Source organism: Pseudomonas sp. 15C, from assembly GCF_055484735.1.
On record NZ_JBUDGD010000063.1, the window covers coordinates 1 to 20846 of the forward strand.

A 20846-nucleotide genomic window follows, 5' to 3' on the forward strand; every position below is an offset into this window, starting at 1 on the left:
CGCCACGCGCTGCGCATGGGCCAGGTTCAGGGCCAGGGCTACGTCGGTCAGGCCCTGGGCGCCGCTGACCTGCTCGCTGTCTCGTATTTTCATGCGATGAACCATCGTCCGTCAGATCCGGAATGGGAGCAGCGCGACCGCTTCTATCTCTCCATCGGCCACTACGCGATTGCGCTGTACGCGGCGCTGATCGAAGCCGAGATCATCCCGCTCGACGAGCTGGAAACCTACGGTTCGGATGACAGCCGCCTGCCGATGTCGGGGATGGCCGCCTATACGCCCGGCATGGAAATCACCGGCGGTTCGCTGGGTCAGGGCCTGGGCATCGCGGTGGGCGCCTGCCTGGGCTTGAAGCGTAAAGGCTCAACTTCCTTCGTCTACAACCTGCTGTCGGACGGAGAACTGAACGAAGGCTCGACGTGGGAAGCGGTGATGTCAGCGTCGCACTGGCAGCTCGACAACCTGATCGCGATTGTCGACGTCAACAACCAGCAGGCCGACGGCTATTCCAGCGAGATCCTCTCGTTCGAGCCCATTGTCGATCGCTGGCAAGCTTTCGGCTGGTTCACCCAGCGCGTCGATGGCAACGACCTCGCCGCACTGGTCGCGGCGTTCGATGCCGCGCGCAATCACCCCGGCAGCCAGCCCCGCGTGATCATCTGCGACACGAAAATGGGCAAAGGCGTGCCGTTTCTGGAAACCCGGGAAAAAACCCACTTCATTCGCGTCGAAGAACACGAATGGGACCTGGCCCTGCGCAACCTCGAAGAAGGAAAAGACCAATGAGCAACGCCGCCAACACTCCGTCTGCGACCGGCGAGCCGGTCAAAAAGCGCCTGACCACGTCGGCGATGATCGCCTCGATTGCCTCCGAGGGCCAGGCGACCCGCTCGGCGCCGTTCGGCCACGCACTGGCGGCCCTGGCCGATCAGCGTGCGGACATCGTCGGGCTCTCCGCCGACCTGTCCAAATACACCGACCTGCACATTTTCGCCAAAGCGCACCCGGAGCGTTTTTACCAGATGGGCATGGCCGAGCAATTGCTGATGAGCGCGGCCGCCGGGATGGCCCGTGAAGGTTTTGTGCCGTTTGCCACGACCTATGCGGTGTTCGCCTCGCGTCGCGCCTATGACTTCATCTGCATGGCCATTGCTGAGGAAAACCTCAACGTCAAGATCGTCTGCGGCCTGCCCGGCCTCACTACCGGTTACGGGCCCAGCCATCAGGCCACCGATGACCTGGCGATTTTCCGCGCCATGCCCAACCTGATGATCGTCGACCCCTGCGATGCCCTGGAAATCGAACAGGCAGTGCCGGCCATCGCCGCCCACCAAGGCCCGGTCTACATGCGCTTGCTGCGCGGCAATGTGCCGTTGGTACTAGACGAATACGGCTATCAGTTCGAGATCGGCAAGGCCAAGACCCTGCGCACCGGCAACGATGTGCTGATCATCTCCACCGGTTTGATGACCATGCGTTCGCTGGAAGCGGCTCAGCAACTTCAGGCCGACGGCATCGACGTTGCCGTGCTGCACGTCCCGACCATCAAGCCGCTGGACGAACAGACCATTCTTGCTGAAGCACGCAAACCCGGGCGCCTGGTGGTCACCGCAGAAAACAGCTCGATCATCGGCGGTTTGGGTGAGGCGGTCGCCGGACTGTTGTTGCGCAACGGCGTAACACCGACGTTCCGCCAGATCGCCCTGCCCGACGCGTTTCTCGATGCCGGTGCGTTGCCGACCCTGCATGATCGCTATGGCATTTCGACGCCGGCGGTGTGTGCGCAGATCAAGGCCTGGCTGTAGTGTGACGGGTGCGGGGTGCTTTGCTCGAAAGCGCCCCGTCACCGAAAAAAGGAGGCAGAACAGTGCAACCCCATGAACTGCTCGATCCGGCGTTTCGCGAGTTTTTGGCGCCTGGCAAAGACACCTGGTCACTGCAAACCTTGCCGGCAATCAGAGCGCGCGTGCATGCAACATTCAAAACAGCAGAACAGGCTCGCGGTGAAAGCGTATGGACCACGGCACACGACGGCGAGCGCTTACGCCTTTGTCTCTACAAGCCTGACGGCGCCGCACAGAGCACACCCTGTCCGGTCATCCTCTATATTCACGGCGGCGGCTTCGTCCTCGGGCAACCGGAAATGGCCGACGACTCTCTGGCCGATCTCGCCACGCAACTCGGTGTGCTGATCGTCGCGGTCGATTATCGGCTCGCGCCCGAACATCCCTTCCCTACTCCGCTGGAAGATTGCTACACGGCGCTCGGCTGGATAGTTGCCCATCAGCATGAGCTCAACGTAGACACTCGTCGATCAGTGATCATGGGCCACAGCGCCGGCGGCGGACTGGCCGCGGCGCTGACGATTCTGGCACGGGATCGCGGTGCTTACCCGATTGTGGGTCAGGTGCTGATCTACCCGATGCTCGATCACCGCACCGGCACTGCCGACTCGCCGCACCGCAACGTCACCACCGGGGTGATTGGCTGGCCGCCTCAGGCAAACCGTTTCTGCTGGGACTGTCTGCGCGGCAAGCAGAGGCTTGATCAGCAAAAGACGGGCTTGTTCTCACCGGCCTTGCAGGCAGACCTCAGCGACTTGCCGCCGACCTTTCTCTCGGTCGGAGCGCTGGATCTGTTCCTGGAAGAAGACGTCGCCTACGCGATGAGATTGTCGCGCGCCGGGGTGGCCGTCGAGCTGCACGTCTACCCCGGCGCCCCGCATATGTTCGATCAATACCCGGGCGCGATCACCGAGCAGTCCGCCCGCGATATTGCCCGTGCGTTGCAACGGATGATCGCCAACCCGTAAATAATCTGCCGGCGCACGTAAAAAAACGCCGCCCAGGCGTTGCGGAACGACGCCCGTCCCCTATGGTCATCTGAAACGCCGCGCGATTTTCCCTTCAGTCGCATACCGCGCTGTGACCGACCTCAGGAGACTTATATGACCAACAAGGCCGACACGGGCGCCGCTCCGACACTCAACCCTCCGGTGTTCTACACCTCGGGCGTGCTCCTGCTTTTATTGGTGATCTACGCCAGTGTGTTCCCGGCCCATGCACAAGTGGTGTTCGCCAATGTGCAGAACTGGATCATCACCAATGTCAGCTGGTTCTACATCCTCGCGGTGGCAATCATTCTGGGTACCGTGGTGTTTCTCGGCATCAGTCGCTACGGCGATATCAAACTCGGGCCCGACCACAGCAGCCCCGATTACAGCAGCACCACCTGGTTCGCCATGCTCTTCTCGGCCGGCATGGGCATCGGCCTGATGTTTTTCGGCGTGGCTGAACCCGTCATGCATTTTCTCAATCCGCCGGTGGGTGACGGCAGCACCGTCGAAGCGGCGCGGGAAGCGATGAAAATCACGTTTTTTCATTGGGGCCTGCATGCCTGGGCGATCTACGCCATCGTGGCGATGATCCTCGCGTACTTCAGTTACCGACACGGCCTGCCGCTGACCCTCAGGTCTGCGCTGTACCCGTTGATCGGCGATCGCATCCACGGCCCTATCGGGCATGCAGTGGACATTTTCGCGATCATCGGCACCGTGCTCGGTGTGGCGACCTCGCTGGGTTTTGGCGTGGCGCAGATCAATACCGGGCTCAACGCGCTGTTCGGTGTGCCGATCAACACCACCGTGCAGATCATTCTGATTGTCGCCACAACCGGCCTTGCGACCATTTCCGTGGTGACCGGATTGGACAAGGGCGTGCGCCGTCTCTCCGAACTCAATCTCGGCCTGGCGGTGTTGTTGCTGTTGATGGTGATCATTCTCGGGCCTACCGTGCTGATCCTGCAGACGTTCGTGCAGAACACCGGCGGTTACCTCACCGAAATCGTCAGCCGGACCTTGAACCTGTACGCCTACCAACCGACCGACTGGATTGGCGGCTGGACGCTGTTTTACTGGGGCTGGTGGCTGGCGTGGTCGCCCTTCGTCGGGCTGTTCATCGCGCGGATATCGCGTGGCCGCACTATCCGCGAATTCGTGATGGGCGTGCTGCTGGTGCCCGCCGCTTTTACGCTGCTGTGGATGACCGTGTTCGGCAACACCGCGATTCACATGATCCTCACCGAAGGCATCACTGACCTCGGCGCGGCCATCGACAAGGATACCTCGCTGGCCTTGTTCGCCTTCCTCCAGCACTTTCCGTTTTCCGGGGTGATCTCGCTGGTGGCGGTGGTCATGGTCGTGGTGTTTTTCGTCACTTCGGCGGACTCCGGCGCCATGGTGGTCGACATGCTCGCCTCGGGCGGATCGTCAAACACACCGGTCTGGCAGCGGGTGTTCTGGGCATCGAGCATGGGCCTGGTGGCGATCGCCCTGCTGTTGGCTGACGGGCTCAAGGCCTTGCAGACCGCGACAATTGCCAGCGCACTGCCCTTCACCATCACCCTGCTCTTCAGCATGCGCGGCTTGCTCAAAGCCTTGAAACTCGACGCGACCAAGCGCGGCTTGCGTTATCAATCGTTGTCGCCTGGGGTCAGCCGCCATCCGGGCGGCTGGCAACGACGCCTGCGCACCATGGCGATGTTTCCGCGCCGCGCGCACGTACTTCGCTTCATTGCGGAGACGGCAAAACCGGCCTGCCTGTCGGTCGCAGAGGAATGGCGCAAGCAAGGCTACATCTGCAATGTCGAGGATCTTGAAGGCAACAGCGTGCGGCTCAGCGTCGGCGGCGCTGACAACCCCCAGTTCATTTACGAAGTGCGGCCGCACCCGTACACCATGCCGAGCTTTGTGATGGCCGATACCCAAGACGAGGAGCGCAAATACTTCCGCGCCGAAGTGCACTTGCGCGAGGGCGGCCAGGATCAGGACATCATGGGCTGGTCCCGCGAGGAAGTGATCGGCGACATCCTTGATCAGTACGAGCGACACATGCAGTTCCTGCATCTGGTCGGCTGATCGTCGCGCTGCCGTGACTGGCGATCAGCGCCAGTCGCGGTTCAGTCGGCTGAATGATTTACTGTGCGATCCCATCCTGCGGGTCGAAAATTTTACGCAAATTTTACGCCCTCGATATGTCGACATCCGATACTACGCGCCGTTATTTCAACAGACGAACGTTCATGTCTTTTGCAGCACTGCGGCTTATCGGTTTCATCCTCGGCATCTTCCTGATCACCCTCGCCGTGAGCATGGCCATTCCCATGCTCACGCTGGTGGCGTTCGAGCGCAGCGACGACCTTTCGGCGTTTCTCTGGTCGAGCGTGATTACCGTCGTCTGTGGCCTGTTGCTGGTGGTGCGCGGGCGCCCCGAGACGGCTCAGCTTCGTCCGCGCGACATGTACCTGCTGACCACCGCCAGTTGGGTGGTGGTGTGTGCCTTCGCGGCGTTGCCGATGGTGTTGATCAGTCACATCAGCTACACCGACGCCTTTTTCGAAACCATGTCCGGCATCACCACCACCGGTTCCACAGTGCTCAGCGGCCTGGACCACGCCTCGCCGGGCTTGCTGATGTGGCGCTCGATGCTGCACTGGCTCGGCGGCATCGGCTTCATCGGTATGGCGGTGGCGATCCTGCCGCTGCTGCGGGTCGGCGGTATGCGTCTGTTCCAGACCGAGTCGTCGGACTGGTCTGAGAAAGTCACGCCGCGCTCCCATGTCGCCGCCAAATACATCCTGTTTCTGTATCTCGGTCTGACCTCTGTCGGCGCGCTGGCCCTGTGGCTGTGCGGCATGACGCCGTTTGAAGCGATTAACCACGCGATGTCGCTTATCTCCACGGGTGGCTTCTCGACCTCCGATGCCTCGCTCGGGCATTGGCCGCAAGCGTCGATTCACTGGGTCGCGGTGGTCATCATGATCGCCGGCAGCCTGCCGTTCACCCTGTACGTCGCGACCTTGCGCGGCCACCGTCGCGCCCTGTTCAAGGATCATCAGGTACGCGGCTTCATCGGCTTCCTGGTGGTCACCTGGCTGCTGGTCGGCACCTGGCTGTGGCAGCACAGCGATTACTCGTGGTGGGATGCGTTTCGCATCGTTGCGGTGAATGTCACTTCGGTAGTCACGACTACTGGCATTGCCGTCGGCGACTACACGCTGTGGGGCAGCTTCGCCATTCTGCTGTTCTTCTACCTGACCTTCGTCGGTGGATGCTCCGGCTCCACCGCTGGCGGCCTGAAAATCTTCCGTTTCCAGGTCGCCGCCGCGCTGCTGGTCAGCAGTTTAAAGCAGCTGATCCATCCACGCGCGGTGATCCAGAAGAAGTACAACGGCCACCCGATCGACGAGGAGATCCTGCGCTCGCTGCTGACCTTCTCGTTTTTCTTCACCATCACCATTGCCCTGATTGCTCTCGGGCTGGCCTTGATCGGGCTCGACTGGACGACAGCATTGAGCGGCGCCGCCACCGCGGTGTGCAACGTCGGCCCGGGACTGGGCACGATCATCGGCCCGGCAGGCAACTTTTCATCCTTACCGGATGCCGCGAAATGGTTGCTGACCATCGGCATGCTCCTGGGGCGACTGGAAATCCTTACGGTGCTGGTGCTGATTACGCCGGTGTTCTGGAAGTATTAGAAATCCAACGTGCCCTGCCCGATCACGCCTTGGCGAGATGCTGCTGCGCCCACTGCTCGGCGGTAGTGACCGCAATCGACTGTCGTTCGTTGAACGTCCCGGCCTTGGGCCACGCCACGCCGCGTCCTTGGGCAAACACCGCGCGGTACTTCTTGATGTGATGAGTGGGGTCTTTTTTCAGTTCGTCCATCAGGTACGCAACGGTCCACACATTGGATTTGAACGGCCGCCCCAGCGCACGCTCGAGGATGCCTGCGATCTGGCCATAGCTCAGCGTGTCGCCTGACAGGTAGACAATTGCATTACGGAACCGCGGCTCGAAGAACACGATCTCGGCGGTCAGCGCTCCGATGTCCTCAGGCGTGGTGAGCGTCACGCTGTTGTCCAGACTGCCCAGCGCATTGACGGTGTTGTTGTCGAAATCGACCACTTCAAACTCCGGCTCGAACAGGAAACTGGTGAACATGCCGGTGGAGATGATCACCCATTCGGTCTGGTCCTGGGCACGCAGCAACTCACGCACATCGAGCTGCGCATCGAACAGATCCTGCGGACTGCCACGGCCGATCACCTCGAAATCCACACCGAATTGCCACGGAAAATAGCGCTTCACTCCAGACTGGAGCGCCGCTTTTGCCAGTTTCATCGGCGTTTCGCGACCGGCAACCATGCCGGCGCAGCCGATGACCGTGTCGAACCGGGCAAAGACTTCCGCCAGTTGTTCGATCGAATCGTTGACCAGGTCGGCGGCCACCATCTGGATGCCGAGGCTACGCAGCTCATCGATTTCGGCCTTTTTTTCCGGCACTCGGGAATTAATGGTCGAGTCCCTGAGCAGGACGCTGATAGTCGAGCCCGGCGCGCGCTTTGCCACACGCGCCAGATTGCGCAACACCGCGAAGCCGAGTTCTCCGGCGCCCAGCACCAGAATGGATTGCCCTTTTTCAGTCATGATGTCTCCTCAAAACCGTTGCCTGTAAGATGCGCCAATGCTGGCAGCAACCGTCAGCGCTCGTAAGAAGGCACACGTGTGATACCAAGGGAAGACATGACCGACCAGGAAGCGCTGAGGCACGCCGAAGCGATCTGCCAGACGCTCAGAAAAGACGATGACGGCGTGCGCCGCGAAGTCCTCGCACACGCTGGCAGCCGCTGGTCACTGGGCATTCTGCATGCCTTGGGGGTGTATGGCGCGATGCGTCACGCCGAGATAAAACGGCAGATGACCGGCGTCACCCAGCGCATGTTGACCAAGACCCTGCGCGCGCTGGAACGCGACGGTCTGCTGCTGCGACGGGAGTTCGGCGAAGTGCCGCCGCGTGTCGAATACGAACTGACGGCACTCGGCCAAGGCTTGTTGGTGCGGATGTCGCCGGTGTGGACCTGGGTGGTCGAAAACGTCGAAGACTTTCGCACCGCGCGTCGCGCGTTCGACCGTCAGGAGCGCCAGAAACCGGCGTGGCAGATTCCCACACCGATGCCGCAAGACCCGGACGCGACCGAGTAATCGTCGGCGCTTGTCCGTCAGGGCTATTTACGGAAAAACAGGGTGATCTGACCGACCTCGACGCCAAACTTGCTCATGTACGAGCGATTGATCAGGGTCTTGCTGTCCATCAGGTACATCCAGTCATCGAGCTCGACGTCGTACTCCTCGCCATCCACCGGCAGACGCAGCACATACCGCCAGCGCAAGGCGTTACCGGCCGTCTCGCCACGCGCCTCGCCGACCACATCGCCGGCGGTGCCACGCCATTGGCCGGGGCCGTCCGGGGTCAGGGTCCAGACGCGTTTCTGCTTCGTGCCGTCGCTGTAAGTGAACGCCTCGTCGAGGATCAGTTTGTCGCCTTCGGAATGACCATTGATCAGCACATGAAAGCGCTTGGCGACCTCACCTGAACGCTTCTGAAAAATCCCCCAGGCCTCGACCCGGCCCTCGAAGAATTCGCGCAACTCCAGCGTGGGTTTTTCCTGGCTGTAGTTCCGTACGTCGACGCCGCTGCAACTGGCCAGGGCGAGGCATAACAGGAGGGTGCAAGCTTTCAACATGAGCGTTTGCCTCTTGGTTCAGGTATCGGAGGATGGAGCGTTGCGCACCTGCCGAGATTGTCCGATCAACCAGGCCGCGTTATCCCGTGCTGACGCAACTTGCGATAAAGCGTATTGCGGCTGATGCCCAGCCGCGCGGCGACCCGGGCGATGTGCCAATGCTCGGTTTCGATCAAGGTCAGCAGGGTCTGTCGTTCAGACACGAACAAAGGGTTTTCCGTGATCGCTGTGTTGTCTGCCGCCTCCGGCAATAATTCGTGCAGATCATCGAGGCTGATGCGCCCCTCTGTCGCCAGCGCGACCAGAGTGCGCAGGCAGGTGCGCAGTTGCCGGACGTTACCGGGCCAGGGCTGCTTGAGCAGGCGCTCCTTGACCCCGGCGTCCAGTCGGATACGCGTGCCGGCCGCTTCTTCACGCAGCAGCAGATCGAACAGCTGGCCCTTGTCCGATCGCTCGCGCAGCGCTGGCAGTTGCACCGCAAAGCCGCCGATGCGGTAGAAAAGATCTTCGCGCAAACGTCCTTCGGTCACGCAAGTCTGCAGATTTTGATGGCTGGCGCTGATCAGGCGTATATCCAGTGGCCGTGCCGTTGTCGCACCCAGCGGCACCACCTGGCGCTCCTCCAGCACACGCAGCAGGCGCGTCTGCAGGGCCAAGGGCATGTCGGCGATTTCATCGAGAAACAGAATGCCGCCATGGGCCTGTTCGAGCTTGCCGAGCATGCCTTCCTTGCGCGCCCCGGTGAAGCTGCCGCCGCGATAGCCGAACAGCTCGCTTTCGATCAGCGTTTCCGGAATTGCCGCGCAATTGATCGCCACAAACGGCTGGCTCGCCCGCGAGCTGGCGCGGTGCAGCGCCGCCGCGAAGGCTTCTTTGCCGGTGCCGGTTTCGCCTTGCAGAAACACCGGCACGTCGCGTTCCAGCACTCGCAGCGCGCGGGCAAAACCGCGTTGCAGGCGCGGGTCTTCCAGACAGACGCGCGCGTCGTTGACAGGGATGACTGCGGGAATCGCCGGTTGTGGCCGGCGCAGCGGTTCGCGCAATTGGGCATAAAGTTGCCGACCGTCAGCCAGGCGCAGCGGCCAACAGACGCTGGGTTGTGCGCCGGCGTGACTCATCAGTTGATCAATCGGTGTCTCCAGCAGCAGCGTCAGCGGCTGACCGATGATCGCCTCGCGATTGAGGCCAAGCAGTTCCAGACCCGCGTCGTTGATCGAGCAGATCCGCGCATTCTCATCGAAGCTGAGCAGCCCTTCGCCCAGCAGTCCGACAAAGCCAGCATCCGGGTGGAAGCGCAGCAGATAGCGCTGCGGATCATGCCCGAGAAAAAAACAGCTTTCGATCAGCTTGGCCGACAGATTGGTCAGCGCCATGGCTTTGAAACGCTGTTCGAGGCTCTGCTCCTCGCGCACCGAGGACAGATTGAGCACAGCAAGCAATTCGCCGCTCGGGTCGAAGATCGGGCTGGCCGAACACGTCAGGCCGACGTGCTTGCCGCGAAAATGTTCATCACGGCGGATGGTCACGTGCTGGCGCTCGACCAGACAGGTACCGACCCCGTTGGTGCCTTCGTGCTCCTCGCTCCACACCGAACCCAGCCACAATCCGGCACGCTGAAATCCGGCGCGTTCGGCATCGTTGAACACGCTGTCGATCGCCACGCCGCGCGCATCGGTGAGCAACACCACATGGCCGTCACGCCCCAGTTGCTGGTGCAGGCTGTTCATCTGCCAGTGCGCCACGGCAATGATGTGTTCCAGCGGCGCGCGGTGATCCTGCAAACGCGCTTGCTCGACCACATCCGGCGCACGGCGGCTGGCGGGGTCGAGGCGGTATTGATCCAGACAGCGGCGCCACGAGCGAGTGATCGCCAGGTCAGCAACGGGATTATGACTGGCGACGCTACCCTGCACGGCTTGCAGCACTTGCTGTGCATGGGCGTTGATCAAGGCCGGTTTCATTGTTGTTGTTCTCCGCTACGGTCGGACACGGGACTGTTTGCAGCTTATATGAAAAGTCCGAAACCGGCGTTTTTGCCCGGCGTGACACAGTGTCATCGCCCATTCCCGGATTCGTGACACAGCGCCGATACACGATTGGCGATCTACGGCGCCAACCGCTCTGCCACGGGGCTTTGCCGAAGATGGCCCGAGCCTTGCTCCGGGGCTGTTGTTCCTACAACAACAAGATCGGAGAAGCCCTATGAACATCGCTATCGATGCGCCCCTGCAAACGCCGACCGCGCAACTCGCTGCCTGGATCGAAACACTCGGCGAGCGCCTCGCCCAACGGAATGTGGACGCGACGCTGGAACTGTTTGCTGACGAATGCTACTGGCGTGACCTGCTGCTGTTCAGCTGGAACCTGGTGACGCTTGAAGGCAAACCGGCCATCCGCGACCTGCTCGAAACCCGCCTCGAGCAGACCCAGCCACAACAATGGAAACTCGACGGTGAGGCCACGCTGACCGACGGCGTGCTCGAAGGCTGGATGAGCCTGGAAACCAAAGCCGCGCGCGGCAAGGGTTACGTGCGGCTCAAGGATGGCCTGTGCTGGACGCTGCTGACGACCATGCGCGAACTCAAGGGCTTCGAAGAACCCAGTGGGCGCCGCCGGCCAATGGGCGCCAACCATGGCCACGCTCATGCCGACAAACGCAACTGGCTGGAGCGCCGCCGCGATGAACAAGCGGCGCTGGGCACCACCATCCAACCGTATTGCCTGATTGTCGGCGGCGGTCAGGGCGGACTCGGCATCGCCGCGCGGCTCAAGCGTCTGGGCGTGCCGACGCTGATTGTCGACAAGGCCGAACGGCCCGGCGATCAGTGGCGCGGGCGCTACAAGTCGCTGTGCCTGCACGATCCGGTCTGGTACGACCACATGCCGTACCTGCCCTTTCCCGATCACTGGCCGGTGTTTACGCCAAAGGACCAGATTGGCGACTGGCTGGAGATGTACAGCAAGGTCATGGAGCTCGATTACTGGTCGCGCACCGAATGCCTGAGCGCCGGGTTCGATGAACAGACTCAGACCTGGACGGTAGAAGTGCTGCGTGACGGCGAACGGCTGACGCTGAAACCGACGCAACTGATCCTCGCCACCGGCATGTCCGGCGTGCCCAACGTGCCGCGCTTTCCCGGTGCCGACGTGTTTCAAGGGCAGCAACATCATTCCAGCCGCCATCCCGGCGGCGATGCCTGGCGCGGCAAGCGTGCGGTGGTCATCGGTGCGAACAACTCGGCCCACGACATTTGCGCCGACCTTGTGGAGAACGGCGCCGAAGTGACCATGGTGCAACGCTCGAGCACGCACATCGTGCGCTCCGACAGCTTGATGGAACTGGTGTTCGGCGGGCTCTATTCCGAAGACGCGCTGGAGGCAGGCTTGACCACCGACAAGGCCGACATGTTGTTTGCCTCGATTCCTTACAAGGTCATGCCGAGCTTTCACAAACCAATCTTCGACGCGATCAAAACCCGCGACAAAGACTTTTACGAGCGCTTGGCCAAGGCCGGTTTCATGCTCGATTTCGGTGATGACGAATCCGGTCTCTTCCTCAAGTACGTGCGCCGTGGCTCCGGGTATTACATCGACGTCGGCGCGTCCGAGCTGATCGCTAACGGCACGATCAAGCTCAAGAGCGCGCCGGGGCTGGGCGTCGATCACATCGAAGCGGACGCGGTGGTGCTTACCGACGGCAGTCGGCTGGCGGCGGATCTGATCGTCTATGCCACCGGGTATGGCTCGATGAATGGCTGGGCGGCGAAGCTGATTTCCCAAGAGGTCGCTGACAAGGTTGGGCGTTGCTGGGGGCTAGGGTCTGGCACGACCAACGATCCGGGTCCGTACGAGGGGGAATTGCGCAATATGTGGAAGCCGACACGGCAGGATAATTTGTGGTTTCACGGCGGTAATCTGCATCAGTCGCGGCATTATTCGCTGTATCTGGCGTTGCAGTTGAAGGCTCGGTTTGAAGGGTTGGGTGTGGGTGTTTATCAGGGCAGCGTGGGGCAATAGCGCTGGTTGAGATGTGGAGCGCCGATGCTGGGGTCGGTCGGCGCTGGATATGTGTGGATTCCGGAATCGATCCCCCTCACCCCAGCCCTCTCCCCCATGGTGGGCAAGGGGAAAGGGAGCAGATCTTTGTCGTTGGCCAGATCTCGGTCAGGCTCTGGATTGCGCTTGGGCAGTTGAATGGGTTGCTGCGGCAGTTTCGTGTTCAAGCTTTGGTACCGCGGTGAATTCACCCCTCACCCCAGCCCTCTCCCCCAGGAGAGGGAGCCGATTTGGGCTGTGCTCAAATCCTGAGTTCGACTCGGTATCGCGGGTCGGCGTATCTCTTACATCCACCACGGTCAGTCCCCTCTCCCTTTGGGAGAGGGTTAGGGTGAGGGGCTTTTGATCTTCGGCATAGCCGTCCGTCGCCGACTCCGCAAAAAATTTGCAATTCCGCCCCCCACGATCGCTTCTGATATCTGTGAGCACACCCGCATCTCAGCCCAAACCACAGGAGGCCCCATGTCACTTCCCTCGTCTTCCGCAAGCACGACCATGCGCAGTTGGTGGAGCATGGCGTCGAGTGGCGGCTGGCCGGGGCTGTTGTTCTGGGCGACGTTGATTGTCGTCACCGGATTGCTGTTGATCAGCGGCTACGCCGCACTGGTCGGCGCCGACGAAAACAACCTGCGTCTGGCCGTGCTGGGCGGCTTGTCGGGCTTCGGCGCGACGGCATTGGGCGCAGTGGCGGCCATGGTCCTGCGCGACATTGCCTCGCGCACCCAGGACACCATGCTCGGCTTCGCCGCCGGCATGATGCTCGCCGCCAGTTCATTTTCGCTGATCCTGCCCGGCATCGACGCTGCCGAAAAAATGACCGGCAATTCGTTGCTGGCCGCCGGTGTGGTGGTGTTCGGTCTGGCGCTGGGCGTGGCGTTGATGATCGGGCTCGATCGCTTCGTGCCCCACGAGCATCAGGAAAGCGGCCGCCGTGGGCCGGAGTCGCAGCGCATCAACCGGGTCTGGCTGTTCGTCCTCGCCATCACTCTGCACAACCTGCCCGAAGGCATGGCGATTGGTGTGAGTTTCGCCGACGGCGACATGAAAGTCGGCCTGCCGCTGACCACTGCCATCGCCATTCAGGACATCCCCGAAGGTCTGGCCATCGCCCTGGCGCTGCGCGTGACCGGGATCTCAGCCTGGCGCGCGGCGCTGATCGCCATTGGCTCGGGACTGATGGAGCCGTTGGGCGCGGTGATCGGGTTGGGGGTTTCCAGCGGCTTTGCCCTGGGCTATCCGATCGCACTGGGTCTGGCGGCGGGCGCGATGATTTTTGTCGTGTCCCATGAGGTCATTCCGGAAACCCACCGCAACGGTCACGAAACCCCGGCAACGCTGGGGCTGATGCTGGGCTTCGGGGTGATGATGTTCCTCGACACCGCGTTGGGTTAATCGATTTAGCAGGCTGCGGACCTTTAGCGCGAAAACAGCGTCGGAGTTAAGGCGTCACTCCTGATCGCCAACGCTCACGAGGTTCCGGTTTGAAAGCTGCCATCGCCAAAAAGTACCGTCTGATCATCAAGACCCTCGGCTACGTGGGCTGGTCGCTGTTCTGGCTGTTGCTCTGGGACATCGCCGTCACCGTGGATTTCATGCTGTTTCTCAACGCCAAGTTAAACCTGCCATTGATGCCCCTGACATTGCTCGGTTCGGCGCTGGTGGTGCTGATCAGTTTCCGTAACAGCAGCGCGTACAACCGTTGGTGGGAGGCGCGCACGCTGTGGGGCTCGATGATCAACAACTCGCGCAGCTTCGCCCGTCAGGTGCTGACGTTGATCGACGATGGCGGCCGTGAGGTCAATCCGGTCAAGTCGACGTTGTTGCGCCGTCACGTCGCCTACGTCAATTGCCTCGCCGCGCACCTGCAAGGGTTGCCCTGCCCCGATGAGGTCCGCGCGTTCATTCCGGCCGACGAGTTTGCCCGCAGCAGCACCACCAACAATTTCGCCAACGACATTCTCACCGGCTCGGCGGCGCTGCTGGCGCGCGAATACAAGGCCGGGCGCCTGGACAGCATTCGCCTGGCGCGGCTTGAGTCGACGCTGGTGGATCTGTCCAACAGCCAGGGCGGCATGGAGCGGATTGCCAATACGCCACTGCCCTACCCTTATGTGTATTTTCCGCGGCTGTTCATTTCGCTGTTCTGCCTGATCGTGCCGGTCGGGCTGGTCGAATCGCTGGGCTGGTTCACGCCGCTGGCCTCGTCGGTGGTCGGCTTCATGCTGTTGGCCATCGAACGCATAGGCACCGACCTGCAAAGCCCGTTTCGCCACAGCGAACACCAGATTCAAATGGAAGCGCTGTGCGAAACCATCGAGAAAAACCTGCAATCGATGCAGCGTGATTCGCTTGGCGATGTGCGCCGGATCGAAGAAAACGCCTGATCTCGCTCCCGTCGGCCGCCGTGCGTCGGCCAATCAAAAGCTATTCATCCTCGACAAGGATGAGCAGCTTTTTTGCATATGGCTGTCATTAATCCCACCGAGACTGACACAACCGAGCTTTTCCTCCGCCGCCTCTGCGTAAACTCATTCAGCAACACACCGTCGAACGCGCGCCAGAATCGCGGGCTACGCTTTATCGTGAAAATTTGTGTTTTAACTAGGTAGTTACCTAACGATATACTGCGCACCTCATTTCAACGGGGACATTCAACGTGAACCAGAGTCAACGCCTCTCAGGCATATCAAAGTTCATTCTCGTCGGGCTCGGCGTGGTCATCGCCCTGCTCGGCCTGGCGCTTGCCGCAGGCGGCGTGAAGTTGGTCAGCCTGGGAGGATCGTGGTACTTCCTGGTGGGTGGATTGGTGATGACGGTTTCCGGCCTGCTGATCGCCCGCTTCAAGATTAGTGGTGCGTGGCTATTCGCAGCGTTCCTCGTCGGCACCGCGATCTGGGCGCTGAGCGATGCCGGGCTGGTGTTCTGGCCGGTGTTCTCGCGACTGTTCATGTTCAGCGTGATCGGTCTGGTCGTGGCGCTGGTCTATCCCCTGCTCAAGCGTGCGAACGGTGAGGTTGCCGGTCGCGGTGCTTATGCCGTTGCCGCCGTGTTGGCGGTGGGCGTGGCGGTGGCTGGCGGCAATATGTTCGTCGCCCACCCGACCGTTGCCGACACCGGCGCCGGCCCGGGCCTGACACCGGTCGAGCCGGCCAAGGCGCAGAAAGACTGGGCGCACTACGGCAATACCGAAGGCGGCAGCCGCTTTGCTGCGCTGGATCAGATCAACCGCAACAACGTCGACAAGCTCAAAGTGGCGTGGACCTACCACACCGGCGATGTTGCCGAAAGCGACGGCAATGGCGCCGAAGACCAGCTCACCCCGTTGCAGGTCGGCAACAAGGTGTTCATCTGCACCCCGCACAACAACCTGATCGCGCTGGACGCCGACACCGGTAAGGAAATCTGGAAAAACCAGATCAATGCCCAGTCGAAAGTCTGGCAGCGTTGCCGTGGCATGGCGTATTTCGATAGCACTGCGGCCATCGCGCAGCCGGCCAATTCGCCGATCATCGAAGCCAAACCGGCGCCAGCTGCCAATTGCCAGCGCCGTCTGCTGACCAACACCATCGATGCGCGCCTGATCGCCGTCGATGCTGACACCGGCGAGTTCTGCCAGGGTTTCGGCAACAACGGTCAGGTCGATCTGAAGGCTGGTCTGGGTGATGTGCCGGACAGCTACTATCAGTTGTCGTCCGCGCCATTGATGGCTGGCACCACCGTTGTGGTGGGTGGTCGTGTCGCTGACAACGTGCAAAGCGACATGCCCGGCGGCGTGATTCGTGGTTTTGACGTGGTCACCGGCGCCATGCGCTGGGCGTTCGACCCCGGCAACCCGCAGGATCGCAAAGCCCCGGCCGACGGCAGCACCTACGTGCGCAGCACGCCGAACAGCTGGGCACCGATGTCCTACGACCCGGCCACCAACACCGTGTTCCTGCCGATGGGCAGTTCGTCCACCGACATCTACGGTGTCGAGCGCAGTGAACTGGACCACAAGTACGGCGCGTCGATCCTCGCGCTGGACGCCAGCACCGGCGAAGAGCGTTGGGTGTACCAGACCGTGCACAACGATCTCTGGGACTTCGACCTGCCGATGCAGCCAAGCCTGATCGACTTCGACAAGGACGGCAAAAGCATTCCGGCGCTGGTCATCGGTACCAAGGCCGGGCAGATCTACGTGCTCGACCGTGCCACCGGCAAACCGCTGACCGAGGTCAAGGACGTGCCGGTCAAAGCAGCGAACATTCCTAACGAGCCGTACTCGCCGACCCAGCCAAAATCGGTGGGCATGCCGCAGATCGGTGCGCAACACCTGACCGAGTCGGACATGTGGGGCGCCACGCCTTACGATCAATTGCTCTGCCGCATCGACTTCAAGAGCATGCGCTACGACGGCCTGTACACGGCGCCGGGTACCGACAAATCGCTGAGCTTCCCGGGTTCTCTGGGTGGCATGAACTGGGGCAGCATTTCCACCGACCCGGTACACGGTTTCATTTTCGTCAACGACATGCGCCTCGGCCTGTGGATTCAGATGATCCCGTCGCAGAACAAAGGCCAGGCCGCTGGCGGTGGTGAAGCGCTGAACACCGGTATGGGCGCAGTGCCGCTCAAAGGCACGCCCTATGCGGTGAACAAGAACCGCTTCCTGTCGGTGGCCGGTATTCCGTGCCAGGCGCCGCCGTTCGGCACCCTGACCGCAATCGACATGAAGACCCAGAAAGTCGCCTGGCAGGTTCCAGTCGGCACCGTTGAAGACACAGGTCCGCTGGGCATCCGCATGCACCTGCCAATCAAGATCGGCCTGCCGACCCTCGGCGGCACGCTGTCGACTCAGGGCGGCCTGATCTTCATCGCCGGTACTCAGGACTTTTACCTGCGCGCCTTCAACAGCGGCAACGGTGAGGAGGTCTGGAAAGCGCGTCTGCCGGTCGGCAGCCAGGGCGGCCCGATGACCTACGTTTCGCCGAAAACCGGCAAACAGTACATCGTCGTCACTGCCGGTGGCGCGCGTCAGTCGACCGATCGTGGCGACTACGTGATGGCCTATGCGTTGCCGTAACCCACGGCGTCGACGTTGAGCGCGGCACCTTCGGGTGCCGCGCTGCTTTTCCCCTATCGCTCAAGTTTTCAGCAGGAAGTTTCTGATGTTTTTGGCTGTTGGCTTTTCCCGTTCCACGCTGTTCCAGGGCCTGTTGCTGGGCCTCACCTGCACCGCTGCCCTCCCCGCATTCGCCGCTGACGATTCCGATCTGTTGACCCGCAGCACCCTCACCGGTGACTGGGGTGGCCTGCGCCATCAACTCGACGAAGACGGTATCAAGTTCACCGGCGACTACAGCGGCGAAACCGCTTACAACGCCGACGGTGGTCTGCATCGCTCGGCGCGTTACTCGCAGAACATCAAACTCGGTGTGCAGTTCGACCTGAGCAAACTCTACGGCGTCGACAATGCCGGCAAGGTCCAGCTGACCATCAATGATCGACGCGGCAACAGCGCCTCGGAAGATCTGGTCGGCAACCGTTTGCCGATTCAGGAAAACTACGGTGGCCTGTACACGCGCCTGACCGAACTGAGTTACGAGCACAGCCTGTTCACCCCGGCGCTCAACGTCAAACTCGGTTACATGGCGATGGGCAACGACCTCGGCGGCCTCGACAGCGGCATCCTTTGTAACTTCATGAACGCCGGCTTCTGCGGCCATCCGCTGAACATGTCCGGAGGCAGCGGCTGGGCCAACTACCCCAACGCGCACCTGGGCGTACGGGTCAAATACGACCTGTCGTCAGCGTGGCAACTGCGCGTCGCCGCGTTCAACGTCGACCGGTCGAGCAATGGCAACTCCAGCCGCGCCTGGCACCTGGGCCCAAAACACACCACCGGCACCGTGGTGCCGATCGAACTGGTCTATAAACACGCCGGCGCACTCCCGGGCGAGTACAAGGTCGGTTATTACTACGACAGCTCCGACGTCAAACGCATCGGCAGCGACGACGAAGTTTCGGGGCGCGGCGGGCATTACCTGCTGATCGATCAGGCCGTTTGGCGCTCACAGTCCGCGGAAGGTCGCAGCCTGCACGCCTTCGGCCAGTATTCCGCCGCCAGCGCAGCCGCCTCGCCGTTCAGCAAGTGGTACGGCACCGGCGTGGTTCTGTACAAACCGTTCGAAGGGCGCCCGCGCGACACCCTCGCCCTCGGCTACGGTCGCGCCGTGCCCAACCCACGCAGCCGCGACGTGCAGCAGGACGCTACGCTGGCCAATGGCACCGCGTTCCCCAACCTCGACAGCGCCGAGCAATTGATCGAACTCGGTTACGGTTATCAGGCCACGCCGTGGCTGACGCTGCGACCGAACATGCAGTACATCATCGAACCGGGCGCGTTTTCCGGACAGGACATCGACAATGCGTTGGTGTTTGGCTTGCAGGTGAAAGCTGCGCTGTAAGTCTTGCAGTGGCGGTACCGCCGCTATCGCGAGCAGGCTCACTCCTACAGGGGGCGGTGCCGCGCCGCGCACCTGTCGAAATTAATTCCCGCCATCGGTGAATTATTTCGTGTCCGCATGTATCTGAGCCAGAAGAGCCGGCGCCATCATAGAGATGGCATCGCAGCGGTCATCTGAATCAGCGAGCGGGAACATCGCAATGAAACCACGCAAGAAAACCGTCAAACCGATCGGTTTGAAAGACATCACCATTGTCGACGACGCCAAGATGCGCAAGGCGATCACCGCCGCCGCGCTGGGCAACGCCATGGAATGGTTCGACTTCGGTGTGTACGGCTTCGTCGCCTATGTGCTCGGCAAAGTGTTCTTCCCCGGCGCCGACCCTGGCGTACAAATGATCGCAGCACTCGCCACCTTCTCCGTACCGTTTCTGATCCGGCCGTTGGGCGGCTTGTTCTTCGGTGCGCTGGGCGACAAATACGGGCGGCAGAAAGTCCTCGCCGCGACCATCGTGATCATGTCGCTGAGCACCTTCGCCATCGGCCTGATCCCCTCCTACGCCTCCATCGGCATCTGGGCGCCGATTCTGCTGTTGCTGGCGAAGATGGCTCAGGGTTTCTCGGTGGGTGGCGAATACACCGGTGCGTCGATCTTCGTCGCCGAATACGCGCCGGATCGCAAACGCGGCTTTCTTGGCAGTTGGCTGGACTTCGGCTCGATCGCCGGGTTCGTTTTCGGCGCGGGTGTCGTGGTGTTGATCTCGACCATTCTCGGCGAGCAGCGCTTCGAGGAATGGGGTTGGCGTCTGCCGTTCTTCCTCGCCCTGCCGCTGGGCATGATCGGTCTGTATTTGCGTCACGCCCTCGAAGAAACCCCAGCGTTTCAGCAGCACGTGGAAAAACTCGAACAAGGCGACCGCGAAGGTCTGGCCGCCGGCCCGAAAGTCTCGTTCAAGGAAGTGGCGACCAAGCACTGGCGCAGCCTGATGACCTGCATTGGCGTGGTCGCGGCGACCAACGTCACCTATTACATGCTGCTGACCTACATGCCGAGTTACCTCACGCACAACCTGCACTACAGCGAAAACCACGGCGTGCTTATCATTATCGCGATCATGGTCGGCATGCTGTTCGTGCAGCCGTTGATTGGCTTCATCAGCGACAAGATCGGCCGGAAGCCGTTTATCGTGGTCGGCAGCATCGGCCTGTTCATCTTCGCCATTCCGGCGTTCATGCTGATCAACAGCGGCAGCATCGGGCTGATCTTTTCCGGTCTGCTGATTCTCGCCGTGCTGCTGAACTTCTTCATTGGCGTAATGGCCTCGACGCTGCCGGCGATGTTTCCTACACATATCCGTTACAGCGCGCTGGCCAGCGCCTTCAACGTCTCGGTGCTGATCGCCGGTCTGACCCCGACGGCTGTCGCCTGGCTGGTGGAGAGCACGAACGACCTGTACATGCCGGCGTATTACCTGATGGTCATCGCCGTGGTCGGTCTGGTCACCGGCGTGACGATGAAGGAAACCGCCAACAAGCCACTGCGCGGTGCAGCGCCTGCGGCTTCGGACCTCGAAGAAGCCAAGGAACTGCTGCAAGAGCACCACGACAACATCGAGCAGAAGATCGAAGACATTGACGCCGAAATCGCCACGCTGCAAGCCAAGCGCAATGAGCTGGCGCAGCAGCATCCGCGTATCGATTGAGGCACGATGATCAGAACAAACCCGGCATCAGCCGGGTTTGTTTTTCTGCAAAGGCACCG

At 61.5% G+C, this 20846-nt stretch carries 15 protein-coding genes; 12 read left to right on the plus strand and 3 right to left on the minus strand.

Going from position 1 to position 20846, the window contains the following annotated elements:
* The 5 genes from ACYYKW_RS22945 to ACYYKW_RS22965 form a co-directional block, all read left to right on the plus strand.
* Positions 1-786, plus strand: a 786-nt coding sequence (locus ACYYKW_RS22945) for a transketolase (RefSeq protein ID WP_464991239.1), incomplete at its 5' end; no start/stop codon positions are given.
* Positions 783-1805 carry a transketolase family protein gene (locus ACYYKW_RS22950; RefSeq protein ID WP_464991240.1) on the plus strand — a complete coding sequence of 341 codons (1023 nt, stop codon included), beginning with the start codon at positions 783-785 and terminating at the stop codon, positions 1803-1805. The genes ACYYKW_RS22945 and ACYYKW_RS22950, both read left to right, overlap by 4 nt.
* A gap of 62 nt (positions 1806-1867) precedes the next feature.
* On the plus strand, positions 1868-2812 hold the full coding sequence (locus ACYYKW_RS22955) for an alpha/beta hydrolase (RefSeq protein WP_464991241.1): 945 nt from the start codon (positions 1868-1870) through the stop codon (positions 2810-2812).
* Positions 2813-2947: 135 nt separating this feature from the next.
* Positions 2948-4915, plus strand: coding sequence for a choline BCCT transporter BetT (gene betT / locus ACYYKW_RS22960; RefSeq protein ID WP_464991242.1), 1968 nt, complete (start codon positions 2948-2950; stop codon positions 4913-4915).
* Between the two features lie 164 nt (positions 4916-5079).
* Positions 5080-6534 (plus strand): TrkH family potassium uptake protein, encoded by a 1455-nt coding sequence (locus tag ACYYKW_RS22965; RefSeq protein ID WP_464991243.1) that lies wholly within the window; start codon positions 5080-5082, stop codon positions 6532-6534.
* Between the two features lie 22 nt (positions 6535-6556).
* Here ACYYKW_RS22965 and ACYYKW_RS22970 read toward each other — a convergent pair whose 3' ends face one another.
* The gene (locus ACYYKW_RS22970) at positions 6557-7486 is read right to left on the minus strand and encodes an aromatic alcohol reductase (protein WP_464991244.1); all 930 of its coding nucleotides are present in this window, start codon (positions 7484-7486) and stop codon (positions 6557-6559) included.
* A gap of 96 nt (positions 7487-7582) precedes the next feature.
* On the opposite strand from ACYYKW_RS22970, the gene ACYYKW_RS22975 reads away from it, so the two are divergent.
* A complete protein-coding gene (locus ACYYKW_RS22975) occupies positions 7583-8041 on the plus strand; it encodes a winged helix-turn-helix transcriptional regulator (RefSeq protein ID WP_464991245.1) in 459 nt (152 codons plus the stop codon).
* 23 nt (positions 8042-8064) lie between these two features.
* On the opposite strand, the gene ACYYKW_RS22980 is transcribed toward ACYYKW_RS22975, so the two are convergent.
* Together ACYYKW_RS22980 and ACYYKW_RS22985 are read right to left on the minus strand one after the other, a co-directional pair.
* On the minus strand, positions 8065-8583 hold the full coding sequence (locus ACYYKW_RS22980) for a DUF3833 domain-containing protein (RefSeq protein WP_464991246.1): 519 nt from the start codon (positions 8581-8583) through the stop codon (positions 8065-8067).
* 65 nt (positions 8584-8648) lie between these two features.
* The gene (locus tag ACYYKW_RS22985) at positions 8649-10544 is read right to left on the minus strand and encodes a sigma-54-dependent Fis family transcriptional regulator (protein WP_464991247.1); all 1896 of its coding nucleotides are present in this window, start codon (positions 10542-10544) and stop codon (positions 8649-8651) included.
* 241 nt (positions 10545-10785) lie between these two features.
* On the opposite strand from ACYYKW_RS22985, the gene ACYYKW_RS22990 reads away from it, so the two are divergent.
* The 6 genes from ACYYKW_RS22990 to proP all read left to right on the plus strand — a co-directional run bounded on the left by ACYYKW_RS22990 (position 10786) and on the right by proP (position 20787).
* Positions 10786-12600, plus strand: a complete 1815-nt coding sequence (locus tag ACYYKW_RS22990) for an NAD(P)/FAD-dependent oxidoreductase (RefSeq protein ID WP_464991248.1) — start codon at positions 10786-10788, stop codon at positions 12598-12600.
* Between the two features lie 552 nt (positions 12601-13152).
* A complete protein-coding gene (locus ACYYKW_RS22995; RefSeq protein WP_418951652.1) occupies positions 13153-14031 on the plus strand; it encodes a ZIP family metal transporter in 879 nt (292 codons plus the stop codon).
* Positions 14032-14120: 89 nt separating this feature from the next.
* Positions 14121-15023, plus strand: coding sequence for a bestrophin family protein (locus ACYYKW_RS23000; protein ID WP_464991249.1), 903 nt, complete (start codon positions 14121-14123; stop codon positions 15021-15023).
* A gap of 272 nt (positions 15024-15295) precedes the next feature.
* Positions 15296-17701, plus strand: a complete 2406-nt coding sequence (locus ACYYKW_RS23005; protein ID WP_464991250.1) for a glucose/quinate/shikimate family membrane-bound PQQ-dependent dehydrogenase — start codon at positions 15296-15298, stop codon at positions 17699-17701.
* Between the two features lie 85 nt (positions 17702-17786).
* Positions 17787-19085 (plus strand): carbohydrate porin, encoded by a 1299-nt coding sequence (locus tag ACYYKW_RS23010; protein WP_464991251.1) that lies wholly within the window; start codon positions 17787-17789, stop codon positions 19083-19085.
* 199 nt (positions 19086-19284) lie between these two features.
* Positions 19285-20787, plus strand: a complete 1503-nt coding sequence (gene proP / locus ACYYKW_RS23015; protein ID WP_336356974.1) for a glycine betaine/L-proline transporter ProP — start codon at positions 19285-19287, stop codon at positions 20785-20787.
* The last annotated feature ends 59 nt before the right edge of the window (positions 20788-20846 follow it).

Bases quoted from the DNA above. Each gene is read 5' to 3' on its own strand.
- proP (WP_336356974.1), top strand. From the start codon at position 19,285: ATGAAACCACGCAAGAAAACCGTCAAACCGATCGGTTTGAAAGACATC.
- ACYYKW_RS22970 (WP_464991244.1), bottom strand. From the start codon at position 7,486: ATGACTGAAAAAGGGCAATCCATTCTGGTGCTGGGCGCCGGAGAACTC.
- ACYYKW_RS22980 (WP_464991246.1), bottom strand. From the start codon at position 8,583: ATGTTGAAAGCTTGCACCCTCCTGTTATGCCTCGCCCTGGCCAGTTGC.
- ACYYKW_RS22950 (WP_464991240.1), top strand. From the start codon at position 783: ATGAGCAACGCCGCCAACACTCCGTCTGCGACCGGCGAGCCGGTCAAA.
- betT (WP_464991242.1), top strand. From the start codon at position 2,948: ATGACCAACAAGGCCGACACGGGCGCCGCTCCGACACTCAACCCTCCG.
- ACYYKW_RS23010 (WP_464991251.1), top strand. From the start codon at position 17,787: ATGTTTTTGGCTGTTGGCTTTTCCCGTTCCACGCTGTTCCAGGGCCTG.
- ACYYKW_RS22990 (WP_464991248.1), top strand. From the start codon at position 10,786: ATGAACATCGCTATCGATGCGCCCCTGCAAACGCCGACCGCGCAACTC.
- ACYYKW_RS22975 (WP_464991245.1), top strand. From the start codon at position 7,583: ATGACCGACCAGGAAGCGCTGAGGCACGCCGAAGCGATCTGCCAGACG.
- ACYYKW_RS22965 (WP_464991243.1), top strand. From the start codon at position 5,080: ATGTCTTTTGCAGCACTGCGGCTTATCGGTTTCATCCTCGGCATCTTC.
- ACYYKW_RS22995 (WP_418951652.1), top strand. From the start codon at position 13,153: ATGGCGTCGAGTGGCGGCTGGCCGGGGCTGTTGTTCTGGGCGACGTTG.
- ACYYKW_RS22985 (WP_464991247.1), bottom strand. From the start codon at position 10,544: ATGAAACCGGCCTTGATCAACGCCCATGCACAGCAAGTGCTGCAAGCC.